Annotated in this window: 18 protein-coding genes and 1 other RNA gene; 10 read left to right on the top strand and 9 right to left on the bottom strand. The window is 32.7% G+C overall.

The features are described 5' to 3' along the window. Nucleotides 1-20 precede the first annotated feature (20 nt). Both BOW57_RS16360 and BOW57_RS16365 read right to left on the bottom strand, forming a co-directional pair. Complete coding sequence (locus tag BOW57_RS16360; protein ID WP_089052808.1) at nt 21-518, bottom strand: hypothetical protein; 498 nt, start codon at nt 516-518, stop codon at nt 21-23. Between the two features lie 146 nt (nt 519-664). Continuing rightward, a complete protein-coding gene (locus BOW57_RS16365; protein WP_089059187.1) occupies nt 665-1,486 on the bottom strand; it encodes a UDP-2,3-diacylglucosamine diphosphatase in 822 nt (273 codons plus the stop codon). 187 nt (nt 1,487-1,673) lie between these two features. On the opposite strand from BOW57_RS16365, the gene aroC reads away from it, so the two are divergent. The 3 genes from aroC (at nt 1,674) to BOW57_RS16380 (ending at nt 6,375) form a co-directional block, all read left to right on the top strand. Further along, entirely contained in the window at nt 1,674-2,732 is a 1,059-nt protein-coding gene (aroC, locus tag BOW57_RS16370; protein ID WP_089052810.1) for a chorismate synthase, read from the top strand. Between the two features lie 52 nt (nt 2,733-2,784). Continuing rightward, nucleotides 2,785-4,065, top strand: coding sequence for a dicarboxylate/amino acid:cation symporter (locus tag BOW57_RS16375; protein WP_129055795.1), 1,281 nt, complete (start codon nt 2,785-2,787; stop codon nt 4,063-4,065). A 123-nt stretch (nt 4,066-4,188) separates the two neighbouring features. After that, on the top strand, nt 4,189-6,375 hold the full coding sequence (locus tag BOW57_RS16380; RefSeq protein WP_129055797.1) for a response regulator: 2,187 nt from the start codon (nt 4,189-4,191) through the stop codon (nt 6,373-6,375). Here BOW57_RS16380 and BOW57_RS16385 read toward each other — a convergent pair. Both BOW57_RS16385 and BOW57_RS16390 read right to left on the bottom strand, forming a co-directional pair. After that, nucleotides 6,372-7,619 (bottom strand): DEAD/DEAH box helicase, encoded by a 1,248-nt coding sequence (locus BOW57_RS16385; protein ID WP_089052813.1) that lies wholly within the window; start codon nt 7,617-7,619, stop codon nt 6,372-6,374. The two genes, BOW57_RS16380 and BOW57_RS16385, sit on opposite strands and share 4 nt — an antisense overlap. A 123-nt stretch (nt 7,620-7,742) precedes the next feature. Continuing rightward, nucleotides 7,743-8,789: a formimidoylglutamase gene (locus BOW57_RS16390; RefSeq protein WP_089052814.1), complete on the bottom strand. Its 1,047-nt coding sequence runs from the start codon at nt 8,787-8,789 to the stop codon at nt 7,743-7,745. Between the two features lie 97 nt (nt 8,790-8,886). Between BOW57_RS16390 and BOW57_RS16395 the strand changes: the two genes are divergently transcribed. Next, entirely contained in the window at nt 8,887-9,765 is an 879-nt protein-coding gene (locus BOW57_RS16395) for a hypothetical protein (protein WP_089052815.1), read from the top strand. 99 nt (nt 9,766-9,864) lie between these two features. On the opposite strand, the gene hutI is transcribed toward BOW57_RS16395, so the two are convergent. Together hutI and BOW57_RS16405 are read right to left on the bottom strand one after the other, a co-directional pair. After that, nucleotides 9,865-11,100, bottom strand: a complete 1,236-nt coding sequence (gene hutI / locus BOW57_RS16400) for an imidazolonepropionase (protein ID WP_129055800.1) — start codon at nt 11,098-11,100, stop codon at nt 9,865-9,867. 95 nt (nt 11,101-11,195) lie between these two features. Continuing rightward, nucleotides 11,196-12,245 carry a glutaminyl-peptide cyclotransferase gene (locus BOW57_RS16405; RefSeq protein WP_129055803.1) on the bottom strand — a complete coding sequence of 350 codons (1,050 nt, stop codon included), beginning with the start codon at nt 12,243-12,245 and terminating at the stop codon, nt 11,196-11,198. An 88-nt stretch (nt 12,246-12,333) separates the two neighbouring features. Here BOW57_RS16405 and ffs point away from each other — a divergent pair. The 4 genes from ffs to BOW57_RS16425 all read left to right on the top strand — a co-directional run bounded on the left by ffs (nt 12,334) and on the right by BOW57_RS16425 (nt 14,812). Then, an RNA gene (gene ffs, locus BOW57_RS16410) (signal recognition particle sRNA small type) lies at nt 12,334-12,431 on the top strand. A gap of 197 nt (nt 12,432-12,628) precedes the next feature. Beyond that, nucleotides 12,629-13,432, top strand: coding sequence for an SDR family oxidoreductase (locus BOW57_RS16415; protein WP_129055806.1), 804 nt, complete (start codon nt 12,629-12,631; stop codon nt 13,430-13,432). A gap of 133 nt (nt 13,433-13,565) precedes the next feature. Next, entirely contained in the window at nt 13,566-14,222 is a 657-nt protein-coding gene (gene fsa, locus BOW57_RS16420) for a fructose-6-phosphate aldolase (RefSeq protein WP_089052819.1), read from the top strand. Between the two features lie 92 nt (nt 14,223-14,314). Further along, a complete protein-coding gene (locus BOW57_RS16425) occupies nt 14,315-14,812 on the top strand; it encodes a hypothetical protein (protein ID WP_129055808.1) in 498 nt (165 codons plus the stop codon). A gap of 158 nt (nt 14,813-14,970) precedes the next feature. Here BOW57_RS16425 and BOW57_RS16430 read toward each other — a convergent pair whose 3' ends face one another. The 3 genes from BOW57_RS16430 to BOW57_RS16440 all read right to left on the bottom strand — a co-directional run bounded on the left by BOW57_RS16430 (nt 14,971) and on the right by BOW57_RS16440 (nt 18,352). Continuing rightward, a complete protein-coding gene (locus BOW57_RS16430) occupies nt 14,971-16,440 on the bottom strand; it encodes an MFS transporter (RefSeq protein WP_089052821.1) in 1,470 nt (489 codons plus the stop codon). A gap of 168 nt (nt 16,441-16,608) precedes the next feature. Then, a complete protein-coding gene (locus tag BOW57_RS16435) occupies nt 16,609-17,310 on the bottom strand; it encodes a LytTR family DNA-binding domain-containing protein (protein ID WP_089052822.1) in 702 nt (233 codons plus the stop codon). Then, nucleotides 17,300-18,352, bottom strand: a complete 1,053-nt coding sequence (locus BOW57_RS16440) for a sensor histidine kinase (protein WP_089052823.1) — start codon at nt 18,350-18,352, stop codon at nt 17,300-17,302. Before BOW57_RS16440 ends, BOW57_RS16435 begins: the two co-directional genes overlap by 11 nt. A 269-nt stretch (nt 18,353-18,621) precedes the next feature. Between BOW57_RS16440 and BOW57_RS16445 the strand changes: the two genes are divergently transcribed. Together BOW57_RS16445 and BOW57_RS16450 are read left to right on the top strand one after the other, a co-directional pair. Continuing rightward, nucleotides 18,622-21,810, top strand: coding sequence for a SusC/RagA family TonB-linked outer membrane protein (locus BOW57_RS16445; protein ID WP_164973728.1), 3,189 nt, complete (start codon nt 18,622-18,624; stop codon nt 21,808-21,810). A gap of 12 nt (nt 21,811-21,822) precedes the next feature. Next, nucleotides 21,823-23,346, top strand: a complete 1,524-nt coding sequence (locus tag BOW57_RS16450; RefSeq protein ID WP_129055812.1) for a SusD/RagB family nutrient-binding outer membrane lipoprotein — start codon at nt 21,823-21,825, stop codon at nt 23,344-23,346. Nucleotides 23,347-23,369 lie beyond the last annotated feature (23 nt).

The following is a 23,369-nucleotide window of genomic DNA, read 5'->3' on the forward strand; positions in this document are numbered from 1 at the left end:
AGTTATTGATTTTTTTTGGATTAAAATCTAAATTTAACACCAAGACCAACATCAAATCCGAAGTTGTCATCATCGTAATATCCAGAACCAATTTCAGGTCTAGCATCTAATGATAATGTAATTGGCACTTCGCTAAATCTATATTCTATACCAATATCTCCAGCTGCAAAAACATAAGTTCCGCTGTCGTTATATTTGTAGTTGTTATTGTAATAATCGTGATCCCATGCAGCTAAACCACCACCAACACCGGCATACCAGTTAAAACCGCCATCAATATTCCAAACCCATTGGTATAAAGCAACACCTTTAATGGCGTCAACATCACTGCTGTTTCTCCATCCTAAATCAAATTCAAGTCTGTTTTTTTGATTTAATCCCAGTTGGTAAGATACTTCACCTCCAAAACCGTTATTGTCGCCTAAACGTATACCAAGAGCGTTTTTTGAAATTTCTTGTGATTGAGCCGTAAATGCTAATCCTAATAGCATAATGGCAGATAGAATAATCTTTTTCATAAAATGGTTAAATTAATTTTTTTCAAATGTATAGTTCTCCTAATTCAAGAACGTATAAGATTTTTGGAAATTGTTATATAATTCACATTTCGCACCATTTGAAACGTTGTAGATTAACCTAAAAGTAGTGGTTTGCTATATGTTTACTATTTAAGAATTATTGATGAGATTAGCTGAGAGGTAATAATGTCTTCCATTTCAAAAAGATTTTCTTCTTCTGAAAAATTACTTTCTGTATAAGAATATAATTTCCAGCGTTTTTTATGATATTCTAATGCTGTCAAGTTTTCGATCCAGTCACCGGAGTTTAAATATAATGTTGATCCGTGTTTGTTTTCTTTTGTAACTATTTTGGGCTCGTGAATATGTCCGCAGATTACATAATCGTAATTTTTTTCAATAGCCAAATCAGTTGCAGTGGTCTCAAAATCTGAAATGAATTTAACGGCTTTTTTTACACTGGCTTTTATTTTTTTTGAAAAGGAATAAGGTTCTCTGCCTAGTTTTGCCAAACACCAATTAGCAAAACGATTACTCAAAATTAAATAATCATATCCTAAACCGCCTAGTTTTGCAATCCATTTTGAATGTTGTACGGAAGCATCAAATACATCTCCGTGAAAAATCCAAGCTTTTTTATCATCTAATTCTAAAACTAATTTATCAACCAAGCTAAAATTTCCTAGATTCATGTCGCTGAATTTTCGAAGAATTTCATCGTGATTTCCAGTAATATAATAGACTTTTGTTCCTTTAGAAGCCATTCCTATTATACGTTGTATAACTCTTAAATGCGATTTAGGAAAGTAAGATTTTCGAAACTGCCAAGCATCAATTATATCTCCGTTAAGTATTAAAGTTTTAGGTTTAATGCTTGATAAATAGTTGTTTAATTCTTTGGCGTGACTTCCGTAAGTTCCTAAGTGGACATCTGAGATAATGACCAATTCAACATTTCTTTTTTTCAATTTTTATTAATTTGAAGTTTAGCAAATAAAAGAATCTCTTCGTAAAATGGTTTTATCAAAAGGTTACTAATTTGGCTGCAGTTTTAATAAATTGTGATTTTTATTTGTTTGATCTTTAATTAACAATAACAATTTTAAATTTTTTAATTTAATTCATAAAACTTACATTTGCTCAAAACAAATAACAATGGCAGGAAATAGCTACGGCACCCTATATAAAGTTACAACATTTGGAGAATCTCATGGTGAAGCTTTAGGCGGAATTATAGACGGTTGTCCATCAGGAATTGAACTTGATTTAGAAGCAATTGAAGTTGAAATGTCTCGCAGAAAACCAGGACAGTCAGCAATTGTTACGCAACGTAAAGAACCAGACGCAGTTCAGTTTTTATCTGGAATTTTTGAAGGTAAAACTACAGGAACTCCAATAGGTTTTATTATTCCAAATACCAACCAAAAGTCAGACGACTATTCGCATATAAAAGATAATTACAGACCAAGTCACGCTGATTATGTGTATGATCAAAAATACGGTTTTCGCGATTATCGCGGAGGCGGAAGAAGTTCAGCACGTGAAACAGCAAGCAGAGTTGTAGCAGGAGCAATTGCAAAACAAATGCTGCCTGAAATTAAAATTAATGCTTACGTATCTTCTGTTGGGCCTATTCATTTAGATACACCTTATCAGGATTTAGATTTTACTAAAATCGAAAGCAATCCAGTTCGCTGTCCAGACGAAAAGTCAGCAGCAATTATGGAAGAGTATATTCGTGATATTCGCAAACAAGGCGATACCGTTGGAGGTGTTGTGTCTTGCGTAATTCAAAATGTTCCAGTTGGTTTAGGAGAGCCGGTATTTGATAAATTACATGCTGAATTAGGGAAAGCGATGCTTTCTATAAATGCAGTTAAAGGTTTTGAATACGGAAGTGGATTTTCTGGATCTGAAATGAAAGGAAGCGAACATAACGATTTGTATAATCCTGATGGAACTACAAAAACAAATCTTTCAGGTGGAATTCAAGGTGGAATTAGTAACGGAATGGATATCTATTTTAGAGTTGCTTTTAAACCGGTTGCTACCATTATGCAAACTCAAGATTCACTTGATAATAAAGGAAATATAACGCCAATGACCGGAAAAGGACGTCATGATCCGTGCGTTGTACCTCGTGCGGTGCCAATTGTTGAAGCAATGGCCGCAATTGTTTTGGCTGATTTTTATTTAATCAACAAAACATATTAATAAAAATTAAGACAGTGAGGGTCTTATATTTTAATAATTAAAAAACAAATTAATGCAAGTTACAGAAACCAAAAAAAAATCATTTCTTTCAGGACTAACTGGGCAAATTTTAATTGCTATGGTTCTTGGAGCAGCTCTAGGAATTACTTTACACCATTATATTTCGCCAGAAGCTGCGTTGTCTTTCAGCAACAAAATAAAAATGCTGGCAACTATTTTTATTCGTTTGGTGCAAATGATTATTTCGCCTTTAGTTTTTACAACTTTAGTGGTTGGAATCGCAAAATTAGGTGATATTAAAACGGTTGGAAGAGTTGGAGGAAAAGCACTTGGTTGGTTTTTTACAGCTTCATTTATTTCTTTATTAATTGGACTATTTTATGTTAATATTTTAGAGCCTGGAGTTGGAATCAATTTAGGGCATGTTGATATGGCATCGGCAACAGAGGTAACAGGGAAAACTCAAAATTTATCTTTCGAGAATTTTGTTGAGCATATTGTTCCTAAGAGTATTTTTGAAGCAATGGCTACCAATGAAATTTTGCAAATCGTTGTATTTTCAATCTTTTTCGGATTAGCTGCTGCATCATTAGGAAATACGGTGAAGCCTGTAATTGGAGCTTTAGATAAAATGTCACACATCGTTTTAAAAATGGTGAATTATGTAATGAACTTTGCTCCAATTGGTGTATTTGGTGCTATTGCAGGTGTATTTGCAATTAGAGATGCCGAAGAGTTGATTATAACATACTTTAAATTCTTTGGGTCTTTCTTACTTGGAATTGGTACATTATGGGTTGTTTTAATAGCTGTAGGTTATATTTTTCTAAAAGGAAGAATGACAGAGTTGTTAAGACGTATTGTAGGGCCTTTGGCGATTGCTTTTGGAACTACAAGCAGTGAAGCTGTTTTTCCTAAATTAACTGAAGAATTAGAAAGTTTTGGTGTAAAAGATAGAATTGTATCATTTATGCTGCCTCTTGGTTATTCATTTAATCTAGACGGAAGTATGATGTATATGACTTTTGCGAGTATTTTTATTGCTCAATTTTATAAAGTTGATTTAGATTTAGGAACTCAAATGGTAATGCTTTTAGTATTAATGTTAACCAGTAAAGGAATTGCAGGTGTGCCCAGAGCTAGTTTAGTTGTTGTTGCTGCAACTTGCGGAATGTTTAAAATTCCTGTAGAAGGTATTGCCTTGATTTTACCTATTGATCACTTTTGCGATATGTTTAGAAGTGCAACAAACGTTTTAGGTAATGCATTAGCTACTTCGGTTGTTGGACAATGGGAAGGTAATGAAGAAACAGAGGTTGTATCTGAAAGTTAAAAAAAGATACTTTTTTCAATAGAAAAATGTGTTTTTATATGTAAAAAAAGAGCTGTATTTTTTAATTGAAATACAGCTCTTTTTTAAATTTTTAAATGTATATTTGATAAAATTAGCCGATTAATGCCCCGAAAACGGATTTTTTTATTTTTTCTTCTATTTCTGAATTGTTTTGTCAATTCAGCAATCGGGCAAACTGAACCCATATCAGAGGCAAAGATCGATAAACTTATAAAAAAAGCATTAGCTGATTTTAGAGAGTCAAACTTCGAAAAATCATTAATTACTTCCAGAGCTGCACTAAATGCTGCAACTGATTCTAAGAATCCGACCTTAATTTCTCGTTCGTACAATATTATTGCTGCAAACTATAATGAGTTATTAGAAGTTGACAAGGCAATCTTCTTTTACAACAAAAGTTTGTATTATGCCAATAAAACAAAAAACGATTCTATTAAATACAATCTTTATAATAATCTAGGAAATATGTACTGTTTTGAAAAAAAACAGTTCGAGAAAGGAATCCAATATTATAAAAAATCGATTGTTTATGGTTTAAAAATTAAAGATTTAAGTCAGGTTTATTTTAGTAATGTAAATATTGTCTGGGCCTATTTTGATATTAAGAAATATGAGGAAGGTTATCCGTATCTAAAATATGTAAATGAGAATAAGGAAAAGTACGGAGATGAATTGACAGAAATTGTTGTGAATATGTTTAATGGTATTTATCACAATTTTCGTAATGAGGACAACTTGGCAGATGCCTTTTTTACAAAAGCAATAAAAGCAGGGAAGGATAATACTCAAAAGTCTGATTTAGCGTTTGCTCATTTAGAATATTCAAGATTTTTAACTAAAAAAAACAGACTGAAAGAAGCTTATGAAAATCTTTCTATGTATACCAAGCTTACAGATGAGTTGTACAATGATGAAAAAATAAAGAAAGCTACCGTTGCCGGTTTTAATCTTGAATTAGACGAATATAAAAGACAGATTGATAAAGTTGAGAACGAAAAAATAGAACAATATCACAGTCTTAAAAAATCAAAAATTATTGTTATTCTGTTTATTTTGATTTCTTTGATTTTGCTATTTCTGATTATTACTTTAATTAAAAATATCAGTCTTAAGAAAAAACACAATTTAGAGCTTTTAAAAGCAAAAGAAATTGCTGAGGAAGCCTCGCTATTGAAAACTCAATTTATTTCGACTATAAGCCACGAATTACGTACACCTCTTTATGGTGTGGTTGGTATAACGAATATGCTGCTCGATGAACATAAGGAATTATCACGAAGTGAGCATTTAAGTGCCTTGAAATTCTCTGCCAGATATTTATTATCGCTTGTCAATGATATTCTTCAAATCAATAAAATAGAAGAAAATAAGGTGGTGCTTGAGAACTTAACATTTAATATTTCTGATGAGATAACTGTAATCAAGAATTCCCTTTCTTTTTTATCTCAAAAAAATAATAATAAAATAAATATAGATATAGACGAAAAGATTCCAGAGTATTTAATTGGAGATAAACTTCGTTTGGCTCAAATTTTAATGAACTTAGTTAGTAATGCTTTAAAATTTACTAAAAATGGTGAAGTCGATATTGTAGTTAAACTTGACCGAATCGAAGGGAAGTTTTACTTTTTAGATTTTCTAATTAAAGACAATGGAGTAGGTATAGCTGCTGTTGATCAAAATAAAATTTTTGAAAAATTTGTTCAAGTGGGAAGAAAAGATGAAGATTATCAAGGAACCGGTCTGGGGCTTAGTATAGTAAAAAGACTATTGGGGTTATTTGGAAGTACAATTAGTGTAGAAAGTGATCTAGGTAAGGGAACGGCTTTCTCTTTTAAAGTTCCATTTGAGCATGATCCTCAGAAAACTAAAAAGATTATAGAAGAGATTGAAGTTGATTTAACGTCCAATGAAATCTATAAAATTTTAATTGTTGAAGACAATTTGATTAATCAGTTGGTAACGAAGAAGATTATCGAGAAAAATAACTATATCTGTTCTGTTGTAGACGATGGATTTGGAGCTTTAAAGATATTAGAAACTGAAGAGTTTGATCTTATTTTAATGGATATTAATATGCCTTTAATGAATGGATTTGAAACCACAAAAAGAATTCGTCTTTTAGGGATAAAAACACCAATAGTTGCGTTGACTGCTTTTGATAAAGATGAAATAACAGATGAAGCAATTTCATCAGGAATAAATGATATTATTGTGAAACCGTTTGAACCTGTTAAGCTGTTTAAGATTTTAAACTATTTAATAAATGAAGCAAAAAACGCTGGTTAATACCAGCGTTTTTTATTTTGTTTAGAAGCATTTGATTTTCTCGATTTATGAGCTCCGCCGCTTCGGTTTGAATTTTTAGGTTTTTCTCCTGCTTCAGGACTTCCTTCGTGCCAAGGGTAAGGATGGTCTGTAATAGTTTGAACATCTACCTTTATTAATTTCTGGATATCTTTCCAGTATGGATGTTCGTCCTTTCCGCAAAATGAAATTGCAATACCGCCATTTCCTGCACGCCCGGTACGTCCAATTCGGTGTACGTAAGTTTCAGGAATATTTGGCAGATCAAAATTGATAACATAAGGAAGTTGTTCAATGTCAATTCCTCTTGCAGCGATATCAGTAGCTACAAGTACGCCAACTTCTTTGTTTTTAAAAGCATCTAAAACACGTTGTCTTGCATTTTGAGATTTATCTCCGTGAATTGCTTCAGCAGGAATGTCTTTTTTTCTAAGTGCCTTAACAACATTATCTGCTCCGTGTTTTGTTCTAGAAAAAACAAGGACATTCGATAAGTTTTCGTTTTTTATCAAATGATATAATAAGTTTCTTTTTTCTGTTTTATCAACAAAATAAATACGCTGTTCTACATTTTCGGCAGTTGAAGAAACTGGAGAAACTTCTACTTTTTCAGGATCTTGTAAAAACATTTCAGCCAGTTCCCGAATTGCTAAAGGCATTGTAGCAGAGAAAAGTAAAGTTTGTCTGTTTTTTGGAGTCAGTTTTACAATCTTCTTTACATCATTTATAAAACCCATATCAAGCATTTGATCCGCTTCATCAAGAACTAGAGTATGCAAATGATTAAAATCTAGAAAACCTTGTTTATGTAAATCAAGCAAGCGGCCTGGAGTGGCTACTAAAATATCTACACCATTTTTTAAAGCTTCAACCTGCGGGTTTTGTGAAACACCGCCAAAAATAGTCAGCTGAGTTAGGTTTGTATATTTAGCATAAGTGTCAAAACTTTGACCAATTTGTACTGCTAATTCACGAGTAGGAGTAACTACAAGAGCGCGAATTTGTTTGGCCTTTTTTGAAGAACCTACAATTCGGTGTAATTGATGTATGATAGGAATTGCAAATGCTGCAGTTTTTCCCGTACCTGTTTGCGCGCAGCCAATTAAATCTCGCCCAGCTAAAACAATCGGAATTGATTTTTCCTGAATTGGGGTAGGATTTAAGTAGCCTTCTTCAAATACGGCTTTTTGTATACTTTTTGAAAGTGATAAATCTTCGAATAACATATCTTAGTAATTAAGATTTTAGTTTTAAGTACTAAAATCTGTGCAAAGATAGGTTTATTCGGTCAATCGTTTATTTGATTCTTGTATTATTTGGGAAATGTGTGGTTTTAAAGTAGTTGTTCTTCATTGAGATTTTTCTTTTTCGTTATTAGCTTTTACAAAATCGGTAACTAAATAACCAATTAATTTTCCAATTAAATTGTTGTTTGGAGAGTCAGCTAAATCTGGTGCGCCTTCGCAAATATGTAGATATGCTGCGTTTTTATGCTGTCCGAAAAAAGAAATAAATTGTCTGAGTTCTTCAACCGAAAACCCGCTTATTGTCATTGCGCTGCTGGCAATGTTAGGAATTGCATCTAAGTCAATTTCAATTCCAAATGAATCGGTTTTGATAAATTCGAGTGCAAGAGCCATTTCTTTGTCAAAGTCTTTTTCTTTACGAATATTGACGCTGTCATAAGTATTATAGCGAACGCGGTCTTCAAGTTTTTTGATAATGTCTAAAACACTTTTTGAAGTATAATTTTCATGCAATCCAAAAATGAAATATTTTTTTAAGAAACCTTCTTCGTAAGCGTATGAGAAACCATTTCCACTATGACGGCCTTCTAGAATTCTAAAATCTGAATGGGCATCAAAATTTATGGCGTTAATAGGTTTTCCTTTGGCTAAAGCCGAACCTTTAATGTTTCCGTAGGCATTATTATGACCGCCGCCAATGATAATTGGAGTTTTTCCAGCTTTAATTATGGTAAAAATAATATGCGAAACCTCTTTGTCAATTTTTTCAACTAATTGACTTAGTTTAGATCGGTCGTCAATGTCGTTAAAGTCGAGCTTTTCAACATTGCGCATTTCTTCGGCAACATTTAGCTGTCCTAAAACTATAATCTGGCTGCCTTTGCAAAATCGATTATGCTGAATATTGGCAATACTTTTTATAGCGCTATCCCAAGCAGAAGCAGCTCCAGGTCTACCGTAGTTAGCACGCACGCCTATATCTTCTGGGATTCCCAAAAGAACATATTTTGCTTCACTTTCTTGTAAAAATTTGATTTTATCAGCTCCCTTAGGAATGACAATCATTTTTTCTCCAAATTTTATTTCGCCGCTTCGATGATTTGTGACTTTTGCCAAATCATTGACTGTAAAAGGAATTAGTTTTTCCATTAAAAAAAAATATTTTCCAAAAATAATATAATTGCGTCAACTTACGTTATTACGATATATTAATTCTTAAATTTGTTTTTAAAGAAAATTATTCAATATGGAAAACCCAAAGAACAACAATTCAAGTCTAAAGGCGATAATCGCAGTTTTAGCAGTCCTACTAATTGGTAGCTTAGTGTATATTTTTAAACTTTCTTCTGATACTGAAGTGGTTAAAACTGAACTTACAACAACGATGACAGAGAAAGAATCTGTTATGAAAGATTTGCAAGAGTTAAAAGCGACTTATGATGCTGCAATTGCAGAGAATACTTCAATGTCTGATGAATTAATTCAAGAAAGAGATAAAGTAGTGGCTTTAATGGATGATTTGAACAAATCTAAAGGTGATGTTTCTAAATTCAGATCTCAAGTTCAAGCAATGCAAGGTAAAATGAAAACTTTAGTTGCTGAAAACGATGAGTTGAAAAAACAAAATGGTGTTTTAACTACTCAAAGAGATAGTACTATTGTAGTATTGGGAGAATCTAAAAAGTATAACGAGGTACTAGTTGGTCAAAATGAAGAATTGGCTAAAACTGTAGAGAGAGGTTCTAAATTATCAGTTTTAAATACTAAAACTGCAGCTTACAAATTGAAAAGCTCAGGAAAACAAGTTGAAACTGATAAAGCAAGCCGTGCTGATGTTTTGAAAGTAAGCTTTACAATTGCTGAAAATCAAATCGCTAAGTCTGGTGATAAAACGTATTATGTTCAAGTGATTGATTCTAAAAATAACGTTTTAGGAGATAAGAAAACTGAAAGTTTTGGTGATAAATCATTAACATACAGCTTTAAAACTACTGTTCAATATGAGAACAAAAGTGTAAATGTTACTGAAGATTTACCAGGTAAAGATTTTGCGAAAGGAACTTACTTTATCAATGTTTTTGATAATGATGAGTTGGTTTCTAAAACAAGTTTCAGTTTAAGATAATACCACGTCGCTTAAGTAATAATACCACTAAAATATTAAAGGTCTGTGATTTTTTTACAGACCTTTTTTTATTGATAGAACTATTTGAAAATATAGTTATTATATAATTTTTCCTTCTATAAAAACACTTTCAATTAAATTACTGCCAAATGCATAAGGTATTTGATAATAAGAAGAAATTGGTTTCGTCAGGATAAGATTGGCCTTTTTTCCTTTTGTGATACTTCCATGTGTTTCAGAAAGTCCCATTGCATAAGCTCCGTTAATTGTAGCTGCGTTTATAGCTTCTTCGGGAGTCATTTTCATCTTTATACAAGCCGTTGCTACAACAAAATTCATATTTCCTGATGGAGTAGAACCTGGGTTGAAATCTGTTGCTAATGCAAGCGGTAAACCAGCTTTGATCATTTCGCGGGCTGGAGTATAAGGAATACTTAAAAAGTAAGAACATGATGGCAAAGCAACCGGCATCGTTTCTGTATCTTTTAAAGTTTCAATATCTTCTGGGTTCATAATTTCAAGATGATCTACAGAAAGCGCCTTAAATTTAACGCCAGCCTGTATTCCGCCAATAGAATTGAATTGGTTTACGTGTATTTTTGGTATTAAGCCTGATTCTATTCCTGCATTCATTATTTTTTCGGTTTCTTCAACAGAAAAATAACCGCTTTCGCAGAAAATATCAATATAATCAGCAAGCTTATTTTGAGCAATTTCAGGAATCATTTGAGTTATGATTTCTTCGATATAACCAGACTTGTTTTCTTTGTAGTGCGTTGGAAAAGCATGAGCTCCCAGAAATGTAGCTTTTATTGAAATAGGATAATTTTCGGCTAGTTTTTTAATTACGCGAAGCATTTTTAATTCGCCTTCAATCGTAAGTCCGTAACCTGATTTTATTTCAACAGCGCCGGTTCCTAGGTGCATTACTTCTTCAAGACGAAGTTTAGATTGTTCGTAAATATCTTCTTCTGAGGTTTCATTTAGTTTTTTAGCCGAATTTAATATTCCGCCTCCGCGATTAGCAATTTCTTCATAAGTAAATCCGTTAATACGATCAACAAATTCCTGTTCGCGATTGCCAGCATAAACAATATGAGTGTGGCTGTCACACCAAGATGGCAGAACAGCACGTCCTGTGGCATCGATAACTTCATCTGCATTAATTTCAGGAAGATTTTGCATCAATCCAAAATCAGCAATTAGATTGTCTTTTATTACTAAAAATGCATTTTTAAGGGTTGGAAGTATTGCCATTTCAGCTCCCGAAACTTTTGATGTTGAAGTTTCACGAACTTGAAGCAGTTCTTGTATGTTGGTAATTAAAGTAATCATTATTTTATGAGATAGGTTTAAAAACACAAATTTCACAAATTATCACGTAATATTATGTGAAACTTGTGAAATTCGTAAAATTATTTGTGTGCGATTTATTCTGAAACAGTTATTTCAAACATTTTTTCCCAGTATTTTCCTGTAACAAATATGGTTTTGGTTTGTGGGTTGTAAGCGATTCCGTTTAATACTTCGGCTTCTGGATGTTTGATGAATTTACGTAAACCAGAAAGGTTTAAAATGCCTTCAACAGCTCCAGAAGTTGGATTTATAACTGCAATAGCATCTTTTTGCCAAACATTTGCATAGATCTTTCCGTTAATGTATTCCAATTCGTTAAGAACTTTAATTTTTGAAGTTCCTGAATATACATTGATGTAATCAATAAGTTTTTGAGTTTCAGGATCCATCTTCCAGATTTTTTCAGTTCCGTCTGAACGATAAATGTATTTTCCGTCATTTGTCATTCCCCAGCCTTCAATTTCTTTGTCGTAGGTAAATGTTTTTTCAAGTTTTAATGTTTTAGCATCATAAATAAAGCCTGTTTTTTCCTGCCAGCTTAATTGGAAAACTTTTCCATTAATAAAAGTAATTCCTTCACCAAAATATTCTTTCGGAAGATCTACTTGTTTAATCACTTTTCCAGTTTTATAATCTACAGATCTAAAATAAGAATCTCCTTTTTGACCTGTACTTTCATATAAAACGCCATCATAAAACTCTAAACCTTCTGTAAAAGCTTTGGTGTCGTGCGGATAGGTGTTTACAACTGTATAATTCAATAATTTTGGTTCAACACTTGAAACTAATTCAATTCTTTTAGTCGCATCAGATGAATTTCCTCCAAAATAAACAGTTGCTTTTAGATATTGATAGCCTAATCTTTGATCTTTTAGTTCAAATTTAAATTTTTCATTTCCTTTTTTACTTCCTACTTTTTTATCGTTAACGAAGTATGCAACACTGTCGATTTCTTTCGAATTTGGGTTCGAAATTCCGATTGAAACAGCTTCTTGAGGAAGAAAATGGGCAGGAAAAGCAGAATCGTCAATATTAAATAAAGAATTTTCACCTTTATTTTTATCTCCGCATCCAATTAATGTGGTTCCTAATAAAATGACAGCTAGGAAGTTATATTTTTTCATAGTTTAAAATTTGAATAAGCCAATATACAACGATATTTTTATAGCAGCAAAGCTCTTGCAAAAATATAAAAAGATTGTATATTTGCACCGGCAAGTCCTACACGACCAGCTCCTGCAGACTCCCCCAGGATGGGAACATAGCAAGGGTACGTGGTTGAGCGGTGCGATGTAGGTCGCTTGCCATTTTTTTTCTTTTTTTTATTGTCCCGAAGTTTCGGGATTTTTTTTTAGAATTAATGTAAAAGTAGTCTTCCTTCGGGAGGATTTTTTTATTTTTGGTCCTTAGTGAAGTTTGAAGTTAAGCGTTAGAGATGAAAATTTTTGTCTTTTTTTTGTAAAACTTAGAACTCAGACCTCACAATTCATAACTCATAACTCAATAAATGAATAAAGTTGTTTTAATTACTGGCGCATCCTCCGGGATCGGAAAATCGATTGGTGAATTTTTGCATAAAAAAGGATTCGTTGTATATGGAACCAGCAGAAATCCTGAAAAAGTATTGAATTCTATTTTTCCGTTAGTGGCTCTGGATGTTCGAAATGCTGAATCAATTAAACTGGCGGTAAATAAAATTATTGCAGCTTCCGGGAGATTGGATATTGTAATTAATAATGCTGGAGTTGGAATTACAGGACCTTTGGAAGAAATTCCGATGGAAGAAATTAAAAACAATTTTGAAACCAATTTCTTTGGGCCAATTGAGGTAATGAAATCTGTATTGCCGCAAATGCGTGAGCAAAAATCTGGTTTAATTATTAATATTACTTCAATTGCAGGTTATATGGGACTGCCTTACAGAAGTGTTTATTCGGCTTCAAAAGGAGCTTTAGAATTGATTACAGAGGCTTTGAGAATGGAAGTGAAGCAATTTGGGATTGAAATTACAAATGTTGCTCCTGGTGATTTTGCAACAAATATTGCATCAGGACGTTATCATGCGCCGGTTATTCAAGGTTCTGCTTATGAAAAAGTGTATGGAGAAACGTTAGCAACAATGGATGAGCATGTTGATGCGGGAAGTAATCCAAATGAAATGGCTGAAGCTATTTTTAAAATTATTCAACAAGATAAACCAAAAGTTCATTACAAAGTTGGCGCTTTCATGCAAAAGTTTTCGATTGTATTGAAACGTGCATTGCCAGATAAGGTTTATGAAAAAATGCTGATGAATCATTATAATTTGTAAATGAAAATTAGTTGATTATTTCACGGATATGGCTTTAAACTGATTTTGTTTTTTTGAAATTACTATTGTTATTGCTAATGATTTTGTAATTTTGCACCGATTTTTTAAACACACAATTAAATATAAATAGATTATGAAATTTTTTATCGATACTGCTAATTTAGCTCAGATTAAAGAAGCACAAGCTTTAGGCGTTTTAGATGGTGTAACAACTAATCCGTCTTTGATGGCTAAAGAAGGAATTACTGGAAAGAACAATATCTTGAAGCATTATGTTGACATTTGCAATCTTGTAGAAGGTGATGTAAGTGCAGAAGTAAATGCATTGGATTTTGAAGGAATGGTAAAAGAAGGTGAGGAATTAGCTGAATTACATGATCAAATCGTTGTAAAATTGCCTATGACCAAGGAAGGTGTAATGGCTGCAAAATATTTTTCTGATAAAGGAATTAAAACAAACGTAACTCTTGTGTTTTCTGCAGGACAAGCATTATTGGCTGCAAAAGCTGGTGCAACTTATGTTTCTCCTTTTATTGGTCGTTTAGATGATGTTTCTACAGACGGTTTGAATTTAATTCAAGAAATTAGAGAGATTTATGATAACTATGGTTATGAAACTCAAATTTTAGCAGCTTCTGTACGTCATACAATGCATATTGTAAACTGTGCAAAAATTGGTGCTGATGTAATGACGGGACCGCTTTCTGCAATTTACGGATTATTGAAACACCCATTAACTGATATCGGTTTAGCACAATTTGTAGCTGACTTCGAGAAGGGAAATAAGTAATTATTAGATACTTGTAAAATTAAAAACGTCTTTTTTCTAACGAGAAAAGACGTTTTTTTTTACTTTTATAGTAACCTAAAAACAAATTATTTATGAAAATTATACTATTCTTAATGTCATTTTTTGTTGCGAGTTTATCTATAAATGCACAAGCGGCAAAGATTCTTACAAGTGTTAATGAAGCTGGAGATGTAGCTACTTATGAGCTGGACTGCAGTGCTAAATTTCAGGTATTGGCTAAAGGTTTGCGTTATAATATTACCCGACATGAATTTAAGGGACCTGAGTTGAAAAACTCATACCGATTGATGTTGGTTATGGATGGATTTTACTCTAAAACACTCAATAAAACAATGACAATATCGGCAGTATTAAGTGATGGAACAATTATCGAAGCTAAAAAGATTATTGAAGACGACGGTTTTTTTGATGGTGCCTGCACATTAAAAATCAAGGACCCTCAGGCTCTTTTAGCGGCCAATATAGACAAAGTTATTGTTCACGCTGATAAAGATGTTGTGTATAACTTAAATGAGCAAAATAAGGCTATTTTTAAAAAGAATTTGAGTAATATTATAAATGCTAAGTAATGTAATGAGGTTCAAAGAAGCAAAGTCGTAAAGGTTCAGAGGTTGTTTTGAATTGTTTTTTGATACTGCTTGAATTTAGTTTTATGTTATTGGCAGAGTGTATAAAAAAAGTCCCATTTTATGAAAAATGGGACTTTTTTATTGTAATTATATTTTAATTAGTGACCGCCTCCTTCACTTTGAACGTGGCTGATTCCTTGTTTTTTTAATATTTTAGGGCAGTAGAAGCCATAGAATCCTAAATAAGCAAAACCTAAAAGAGGTACAATATAAGAGAAATGTGTCCATGTAATACCAAAGATTCCTTCTGGTCGTGTAAGGTCAAAATCGCAGATACTTCCTTGTACTAAAGGAATAATTCCTCCTCCAAGAATCATCATGATTAAGAATGAAGATGCTTTTCCAGTGTTTTTTCCTAAACCAGCGATTGCTAAATCGAAGATTGAAGGCCACATAATTGACAAGAATAATCCACCAGAGATAAAGAAAAATTTAGCAATTTCCGGGCTTGGACAAACTAATCCTGCAAGCATCATTAATAAACCAGAGATTCCGAAAAGCATTAGTGTTTTTCCAGCATTTTTTCCTCCTATAAAACTTACTCCAATAAATACTAAAATCCAGATTGGGTAGATGTAGAATGAAGAAACATCGTGTGCTGCAAAAATATTAGCTCCAATAATTACTCCAAATGCAACAGCAGGAACAATGAATTTTAATGCTGTATTTACTAAGTTTGAAGTATTGAAAACGTTAACACCGCCATTCCAACGGCCAATCATTAAACTTCCCCAGTATAGAGCGATAAATGGTGCGATTGCATCTTCTAATACATTACCAAATTCGGCAGTATGAAGTAAAGCAGGCAGGTTGCTGATAATTGTAACTTCGGTTCCAACATAAATAAAAATTCCTAACATTCCTAGGTATAGTTGTGGATAATCAAGGATGTTGAATTTTTCGTGTGCTGTTTTAACTACTTCTTCCTCTTCTTTTGCCGGGTCTTCAATTTTAGAGAAGTTCATGAAAATTGCAACTGCAATAAATGCAAGACCAAGGATGATAAAAGGTAGTTTAATATCTTCTAAAGAAAGTGCTGTTTTTTTGTTGTCACCCATTCCAAATAAAGCGATTCCCAGTAAAATTGCTCCAATTGTTGTTCCAAAAGAGTTAATACCTCCTGCAAGCGTTAAACGGTGAGCTCCGGTTTGAGGGCTTCCCATTTTAATGGCTAATGGATTGGCAACAATTTGTTGAATGGAAAAACCTAATCCTACAGTAAATAGGGCTGTTAAGAAAAATGGAAAGCTTTCCATTGTTGCTGCAGGGATGAATAAAAATGAACCAAAAGCTGAAAGTACTAAACCAGCTGAAAGGGTTTTTTTGTATCCAAATTTTTGTAGAACATCTAATTTTAAGGAAACTAAAAAGAAAATCAAAGATCCTACAAAATACGCCGCATAAAAAGCCCACGCTACTAGTTGTGATTGAACTTGAGATAAGGTGAATACTTTTTTGAATACGGGAATAAGGATATCATTGGCGGAACCAACAAAACCCCAAAAGAAGAAGACTATTATCAACGAGATAAACTGCCCCCATTTGGTTTGCACATTTTCTGAACTCATAATTGTAATAAGGTTAATTTTTAATAAAATTGTTTTTTGAAGACCGTAAATATATTTGTTACGTGTATCAAAAAAAAATTATTGATTAAAAATAATGTTAAATTTAAACGAACTACAATATTTATTCAACAATGTGTTAATTTATATAGAGTTAGAAATGTTAAAATTTTACTCCAAAATTCGATTTTTGACGTCTTTACTGTAATTTCTTCCGATAGGAATTGTGTAGGACTGAATCTGGATGCGGTTTCCTTCTATTGATTTTACTTTGTTTAAAGCAATAACATACGATTTGTGAATGCGCAAAAAGCGTTCAGCAGGCAGTTCTTCAGATAATGAGGTTAATGATCTGTGGGTGATATAGGTTTTGTCAGGAGTAACCACTTTTATGTACTCTTTCATTCCTTCTATAAACAGAATTTCTTCAATATTAATCTTCATCATTTTTTTATCTACTTTGATAAAAATATGCGAATCGCTTTTTGAGGTATCGACCTTAATATTGTTTTTTAAATTGTATTCTGTTGTAATTTTATTAATGCATTTTATGAATCGTGGAAGCGGAATGGGTTTTACTAAATAATCTAAAACATCGAGATCGTAACTTTCGGCAGCAAATTCTCTAAATGCGGTGGTTATGATTACTTTGGTTTTGTTTTCCATTAAACTGATAAGTTCAAAACCAGTCATCATAGGCATATTGATATCAAGAAAAACGGCATCGACAGAGGTGCTGTTTATAAAATCCAGCGCTTCTAGAGAATTATTGAATGTTCCTATTACTTCAAAGTCTGTAAAATTTGCAAAGTAATTTTGCAGTACTTTTATAGCTAAAGGTTCATCATCAATCAATACACATTTAATCTTCATTATCAATTGGTATTTGTAAACGTATTATATAGTAATTCAGTTTTGTTGTATCTTTTAAGCTAAAATGATTTTTGTAAATCAGTTTTAATCTCTTTTTTGTATTAACCAGACCAATACCGCCTTTTGAGTTAAGATTTTGTGAAAGTACAAAATTATTTAAGATTTCAAAATCTAACATTTTGTTATCAATAATCTTACAGTTGATTTTAATTTTTAAATTAGTATTGTTTATACTGCCATGTTTAAAGGCGTTTTCTACTAATGAGATAAAGATCAGCGGCGGAACCATTATATCTTCGATGTTCGATTCTAAATTAATAGTAACTTCGACATTCTCAAAACGTAATTTTTCAATCTCAACGTAATTCTGAATATAATCTATTTCTTTAATCAGCGGAACAAATTTAGTTCCTTTTACATCATACAGAACATACTCCATTAAGTTCGAAAGTTTGATAATTACATCTGGAACTTTGTCTGAAGATTCTAATGACAATGCATAAAGATTGTTTAAAGTATTAAAAAAGAAATGTGGTTGAATTTGATTTTCTAGATATTTCAATTTGATTTTAAACTGATTTTCTCGCAATGATCTGTTTCTTTCACGTTCACGAAGCCAAGTCAGCGTTAAGTAAACAGATGAAGCCATTGCTAGAACATACAATTCTCCAATGCATACTGCTACAATATGATTAATCTCAAACGGGTGATATTCTCGATTCGCTTCCGGCCAAATATTTTCTGAGATAATATAAAAGGTAAGTGCAGTTTTTAGAAGATAAATACCAAAAAGACTTGCTAGTAAAGCAAAAGTGTAGGTAATGTATTTTTGTTTTAGGACATATTTAGGTACTAAAATAAATAGATTAAAATATACTAAAGGAATGTGTAGAGAGAACTCAATTAAATTTGATTTAAAAGAATATGGATAGTCATTAAAGTAAGCGCCCCATCGCAAAAAGTTGAGAGTGAAATAAGTGCCCCAAAACCAAATATGATTTTGAAGTTTTATGTCAAAGTTTAATTTTCGAATTTCGTTCAACTTTTTTAACGTTTTGTTATTATTTAGGGAGGACTTGTAAATACAGTACAACTTTACATAATTACTGTCAAAAACACAATTTTTTTGAATTAAATTTTAAAATAAATGTTGAAAAATGCTGTATTTCAACGATATAACGTTTTCGTAAAACATAATGTTGAATGTTTCGTGTTGTTTGTTTAAAAAACTGTACTGTTTGTATAATATATTTTTTTTAACAGTGCCTTAACAATATTTTTATCGCTTAACTAATCAAAACCATGATAAAAATGAAACAAATTATGTTAATCCTTGCGATTATCTTTACTTCGCAAATGTCATTTGCACAAGTAAAAACGATCAAAGGTTTGGTAAGCGATCAAAATGGATTGCCGCTGCCTGGAGTAAGTATTATTATTCAAGGTACAAAAACGGCTACCCAAAGTGATTATGACGGAAAGTATACGATTCAAGCATCTGCGGGAGATGTTCTTGCGTTTTCGTATATTGGTATTAAAACCCAAACAGTAACGGTGACTTCTTCACCTACAATTAATGTTGTGCTTAAAGAAGATGCGCAAAATTTAAATGAAGTTGTTGTTACGGCACTTGGGATTAAAAGACAAAAGAAAGAACTGGGTTATGCCGTTCAAGATGTAAAAGGTGATCAATTAAATAAAGCGATTACAACAAATGTAACTTCAGCTTTATCAGGAAGAGTTGCCGGTGTAGACGTGTCAATACCATCAACGGGAATTGCGGGTAGTACGAGAGTTATTATTAGAGGTATTTCAAGTATAAGCGAAAGTAACCAGCCGCTTTATATTGTAGATGGAGTTCCTATTGATAATTCTGGTTTGTCAAATGATAATGCTGCAGCAAGCAGATGGTTTGATGGACGTGATAATGGAGATGGAATTTCAGGAATTAATCCTAACAACATTGAAAGCTTAACAGTATTGAAAGGTGCAGCTGCTGCGGCATTGTATGGTTCAAGAGCTTTGAACGGAGTAATTTTAATTACAACTAAAAAGGGAAGCAAAGGAAAGCTTCAAGTTGAATTGACAAGCGGTGTAAGCTTTGATCGTGTAAATGCTAAGTATTCTGATTTTCAAAGTGATTATGGAACTGGTACAAATGGTGCGTTGCCAGATCCTAGCAGAGGTCCTTCTGAACTTTATAATTACACTACCAGTGCTTGGGGACCAAAGTTTTCTCAATCTGTAGGAGCGCAAGTAAAAATATTTGACGGCTCGACAAGACCTTATGCTAAAGTCGATAATAATATTCAAGATTTTTTTAGAACTGGATTTACAACTACAAATGGAATTTCATTATCGGCAGGAAGTGATAATGCTTATGTACGTTTTGGATATAATAATTTAAATAACGATGACGTAATTCCGGGATCTGGTTTAGAGCGAAATGATGCAAGTTTAAATGCAACTTTAAAATCGGATAAATTTACATTGGATGCTAATGTGAATTATATTGCCGAAAATACTGAAAATAGACCAGGTCTAGGCGATTCTCCTAATAATATTGGTTATTCATTAAGCGGATTGGCTCCAAATATTGATCAAGCTTGGTTAAAGAATTATAAGGATCCAGAAACAGGTAAGATATATGAATGGAATACTAATATTTATCAATTAAACCCATATTTTACGATAGACGAGAATCATAATTCATCTAAGAAAAATCGTTTTATAGGTAATGTATCAGGAACTTATCAGTTAAAAAGATGGGCAGCATTAACGTTGAGATCTGGTTTAGATACTTATGCTTTTAGTGCTAAAGATTTTATGGCCGCAGGAAGTACATGGCCAGGAAGAGATGAAGGATATCTGGGTTTAAATAATATAAATGTGTCAGAGATGAATACTGACTTAATCGCAACTTTTAGTGACATAAAATTAGCTGAAGATTTTACTTTCTCAGGAATTTTAGGTGCTGGAAGAAGAGATTTTAGAAGAGATCAAAATTCAAGATTTGGAACAAAAATTATAGAGCCTGGAACTGAATACATTAGTAATTTTGTGAATCAAACAGAAAATGCTCCTGTTGAAACTAGAACCAGAACAAATTCAGTTTATGGTTCAGCAAAGTTTGATTACAAAGGATATTTATATGCGGAATTTACAGGAAGAAATGACTGGTTCAGTGTAATTAATAAAGATGCTTTTTATCCTGCGGCTTCGCTGGGTTTTGTATTCTCTGATGCTTTTGATTTTAAAAATGAAGTTTTTAATTATGGAAAATTTAGAGCTTCTTGGGCTAGAGTTTCTAATGCTCCTGGTGCTTATAAAAATGCATTAAACTATACCACGTTTGCATCTTACAATGGTCAGAGTGTGGTAAATATCAAAAATAGTGCGGCGCCAAATCCTAATTTAACTTACCAATCTAAAACAGGGGTAGAGTTTGGACTTGAAACTTCTTTCTTTAAAAATAGATTAAGAGCCGATATTACTGTTTATCGTGAAGATACTTCTGATCAAACTCTAGATCTTCCTTCATCTGCAACCTCTGGATATGAGTTTATTTCGGTTAATGCTGGAGAATTGCGTAACGAAGGTATTGAGATCTTTTTGTCTGGTACACCTATTAGAACTAAAGATTTTGAATGGGGAATTGATTTGAACTTCTCAAAAAATAAAAACTCAATTCTTTCTTTACATCCCGATATTCAAACTTACACTATTTCTGAAGCACGCTGGGCAGGAGCTTCTATTGTGGGAGAAGTTGGTGGTAAATACGGAACAATTATGGGAAGAGATTTTTTAAGAAATGATGCCGGTGAAAAAGTTGTTGGTGCAAATGGTCTGCCATTATTTACAGATGAAAAAGTAGCATTAGGAAAAGGCCTTCCAGATTGGGCTGCAGGTTTAACAAATAGATTTAGCTATAAAGGAATAACACTTCAATTTTTAATTGATATGAAGTTTGGAATGGATGTGTATTCTATGACTAATTCTGTTGCGGCTCAAAAAGGACTTTTGAATGTTACTACTGATGGTAGAGATGCTTATAATCAAGCAAGAGCTCAAGCAATTGCGAGCGATCCTAATTTTAGTCAAGCGACATGGATTCCTACAGGAGGTTATGTTGCTGAGGGTGTGGTAAATGTTGGAACTACAGCCAATCCGAAGTATGAAAAAAATACAAAACCTGTAAATCCTCAGGATTATTGGAATACAGTATTTAATAATACACCAGCTCCATTTATTTATGATGCTTCGTATGTAAAATTAAGAGAAGTTAGTTTAGGTTATCAAATACCAAAAAGTGTTTTTGCGGGTGCTAAAATTAACTCAATTTATGTTTCGGCATTTGCGAGAAACTTATTGACTTTTAATAAAGATCTTCCAAATGTTGATCCAGAATCTATGTATACATCTGGAAACGGACAAGGTTTTGAATATGGTTCATTACCATTTAGACAGTCGTATGGTTTTAATATTAAAATTGCATTCTAAAAAAAAGATATTATGAAATTCAAACAAATAATAATAGCCATACTTGCATTATTTACTGCAGTAGGCTGTACTGAAAATTTTGACGCGCTGGAGAAAGATCCTGTGGCGTTGACTGCTAATCCAGCTGGACAACTTACATTTATACAATTGTGTATGTCAGGAGATGGGTTTTATCAATGGAGAACCAACTTAATTTATTCTGGTGGTTTTGTACAGCATTATTCTGGTGCATGGAACGTAACTACATTTGGAAGCAGATTTAATAAAGATGACGGATATGCTACAGCTTTATGGAGAAATGGATATTCTAATGAATTAAAGAATGTAGTAGATATTCTTGAAAATACAAAAAATGATCCTGCCGCTTCAAACATGAATGCTGTTGGTAAGATTATGAAAGTAATGGTAGCACAGCGTATGACTGATATTTATGGTGATATTCCTTATTCTGAAGCTGGTTTGGGTTACTCAAAAGGAATTGTAACGCCTAAATATGATAAACAAGAAGATATTTATGCGTCATTTTTTAAAGAATTAGATGAAGCTTATAATCAATTAAAAGTTGGCGGCGGAAGCATAAAAGGCGATTTATTTTATAATGGTGATGTTCTAAAATGGAAGAAACTGGCAAACACATTACGTTTGCGTCTAGGAATGAGAATTTCTGAGATAAAACCAGTCGAAGCTGAAAAACAAGTTAAAGCGGCTTTACAAAATGGGGTTTTTGCCAGCAATGAAGATAATTGTATCATGCGCCATTTAGATGCAAGTTTTAATGATGATCCAGCATCTATTGATTTTAGAGGAAATGGACTTGCTTATGCTTTTGTAGGGAATGAAAATGGAGATCACTTTACAACTTTGGTCATAGATTATCTTAGAGACAATGGAGATCCTAGATTAACAATGCTTGCGACTCCTAAAAAAACCAGCAGTGTTAAACAAGGTGCACCAATAGGACCAGGTGAAAATTTATATGAAGGAGTAAAACCAGGTTTGTATCAATATCAAGCTCCAGGTGGAACAGATGCAACGTCAGGAATTCAAGATTATTTCAAGAAAAAAACGACACCTTTTTTACATGTTAGTTATTCAGAAACACAATTGCTACTGGCTGAAGCTGCTTTTAGAGGCTGGGTTTCTGGTTCTGCAGCTGATTACTATAAAAAAGGAGTTGAGGCAGGTATTAAGCAATTAGAAATTTATGGAGCGCTGCCGGCTGGTCAATCTAAAATTGATACTTACCTAAATGCTAAACCATTAGTTGCTGGAAAAGAAAAAGAACAAATTGCAACACAGCTTTGGATAACTTATATTTTTAATAGTATTGAAGCTTATTCAAACTGGAGAAGAACAGGATTTCCAAAATTAGTTCCTATTACAAATCCAGATTCTCAGACAAATGGTGTTACGCCAACACGTTTGTATTATCCAAATGATGAGATGCAGAAGAATGAAGCAAATTATTTAGATGCATTAGCTAGAATGGGAGGAAAAAATGATTGGTTGAATAAAGTTTGGTGGGATGCTAATTAAATAGAAATTCCTGCATAAAGTTT

This window comes from Flavobacterium sp. YO64, from assembly GCF_004119505.1.
GTDB lineage: Bacteria > Bacteroidota > Bacteroidia > Flavobacteriales > Flavobacteriaceae > Flavobacterium > Flavobacterium oncorhynchi.

Excerpts from the sequence above, each read along its gene's own strand:
- BOW57_RS16360 (WP_089052808.1), bottom strand. The coding sequence starts at position 518 with ATGAAAAAGATTATTCTATCTGCCATTATGCTATTAGGATTAGCATTT.
- BOW57_RS16390 (WP_089052814.1), bottom strand. The coding sequence starts at position 8,789 with ATGGAAAAACTAATTCCTTTTACAGTCAATGATTTGGCAAAAGTCACA.
- hutI (WP_129055800.1), bottom strand. The coding sequence starts at position 11,100 with ATGATTACTTTAATTACCAACATACAAGAACTGCTTCAAGTTCGTGAA.
- BOW57_RS16435 (WP_089052822.1), bottom strand. The coding sequence starts at position 17,310 with ATGAAGATTAAATGTGTATTGATTGATGATGAACCTTTAGCTATAAAA.
- BOW57_RS16425 (WP_129055808.1), top strand. The coding sequence starts at position 14,315 with ATGAAAATTATACTATTCTTAATGTCATTTTTTGTTGCGAGTTTATCT.
- BOW57_RS16395 (WP_089052815.1), top strand. The coding sequence starts at position 8,887 with ATGGAAAACCCAAAGAACAACAATTCAAGTCTAAAGGCGATAATCGCA.
- BOW57_RS16405 (WP_129055803.1), bottom strand. The coding sequence starts at position 12,245 with ATGAAAAAATATAACTTCCTAGCTGTCATTTTATTAGGAACCACATTA.
- fsa (WP_089052819.1), top strand. The coding sequence starts at position 13,566 with ATGAAATTTTTTATCGATACTGCTAATTTAGCTCAGATTAAAGAAGCA.
- BOW57_RS16415 (WP_129055806.1), top strand. The coding sequence starts at position 12,629 with ATGAATAAAGTTGTTTTAATTACTGGCGCATCCTCCGGGATCGGAAAA.
- BOW57_RS16380 (WP_129055797.1), top strand. The coding sequence starts at position 4,189 with ATGCCCCGAAAACGGATTTTTTTATTTTTTCTTCTATTTCTGAATTGT.
- aroC (WP_089052810.1), top strand. The coding sequence starts at position 1,674 with ATGGCAGGAAATAGCTACGGCACCCTATATAAAGTTACAACATTTGGA.
- BOW57_RS16375 (WP_129055795.1), top strand. The coding sequence starts at position 2,785 with ATGCAAGTTACAGAAACCAAAAAAAAATCATTTCTTTCAGGACTAACT.
- BOW57_RS16385 (WP_089052813.1), bottom strand. The coding sequence starts at position 7,619 with ATGTTATTCGAAGATTTATCACTTTCAAAAAGTATACAAAAAGCCGTA.
- BOW57_RS16430 (WP_089052821.1), bottom strand. The coding sequence starts at position 16,440 with ATGAGTTCAGAAAATGTGCAAACCAAATGGGGGCAGTTTATCTCGTTG.
- BOW57_RS16450 (WP_129055812.1), top strand. The coding sequence starts at position 21,823 with ATGAAATTCAAACAAATAATAATAGCCATACTTGCATTATTTACTGCA.
- BOW57_RS16445 (WP_164973728.1), top strand. The coding sequence starts at position 18,622 with ATGAAACAAATTATGTTAATCCTTGCGATTATCTTTACTTCGCAAATG.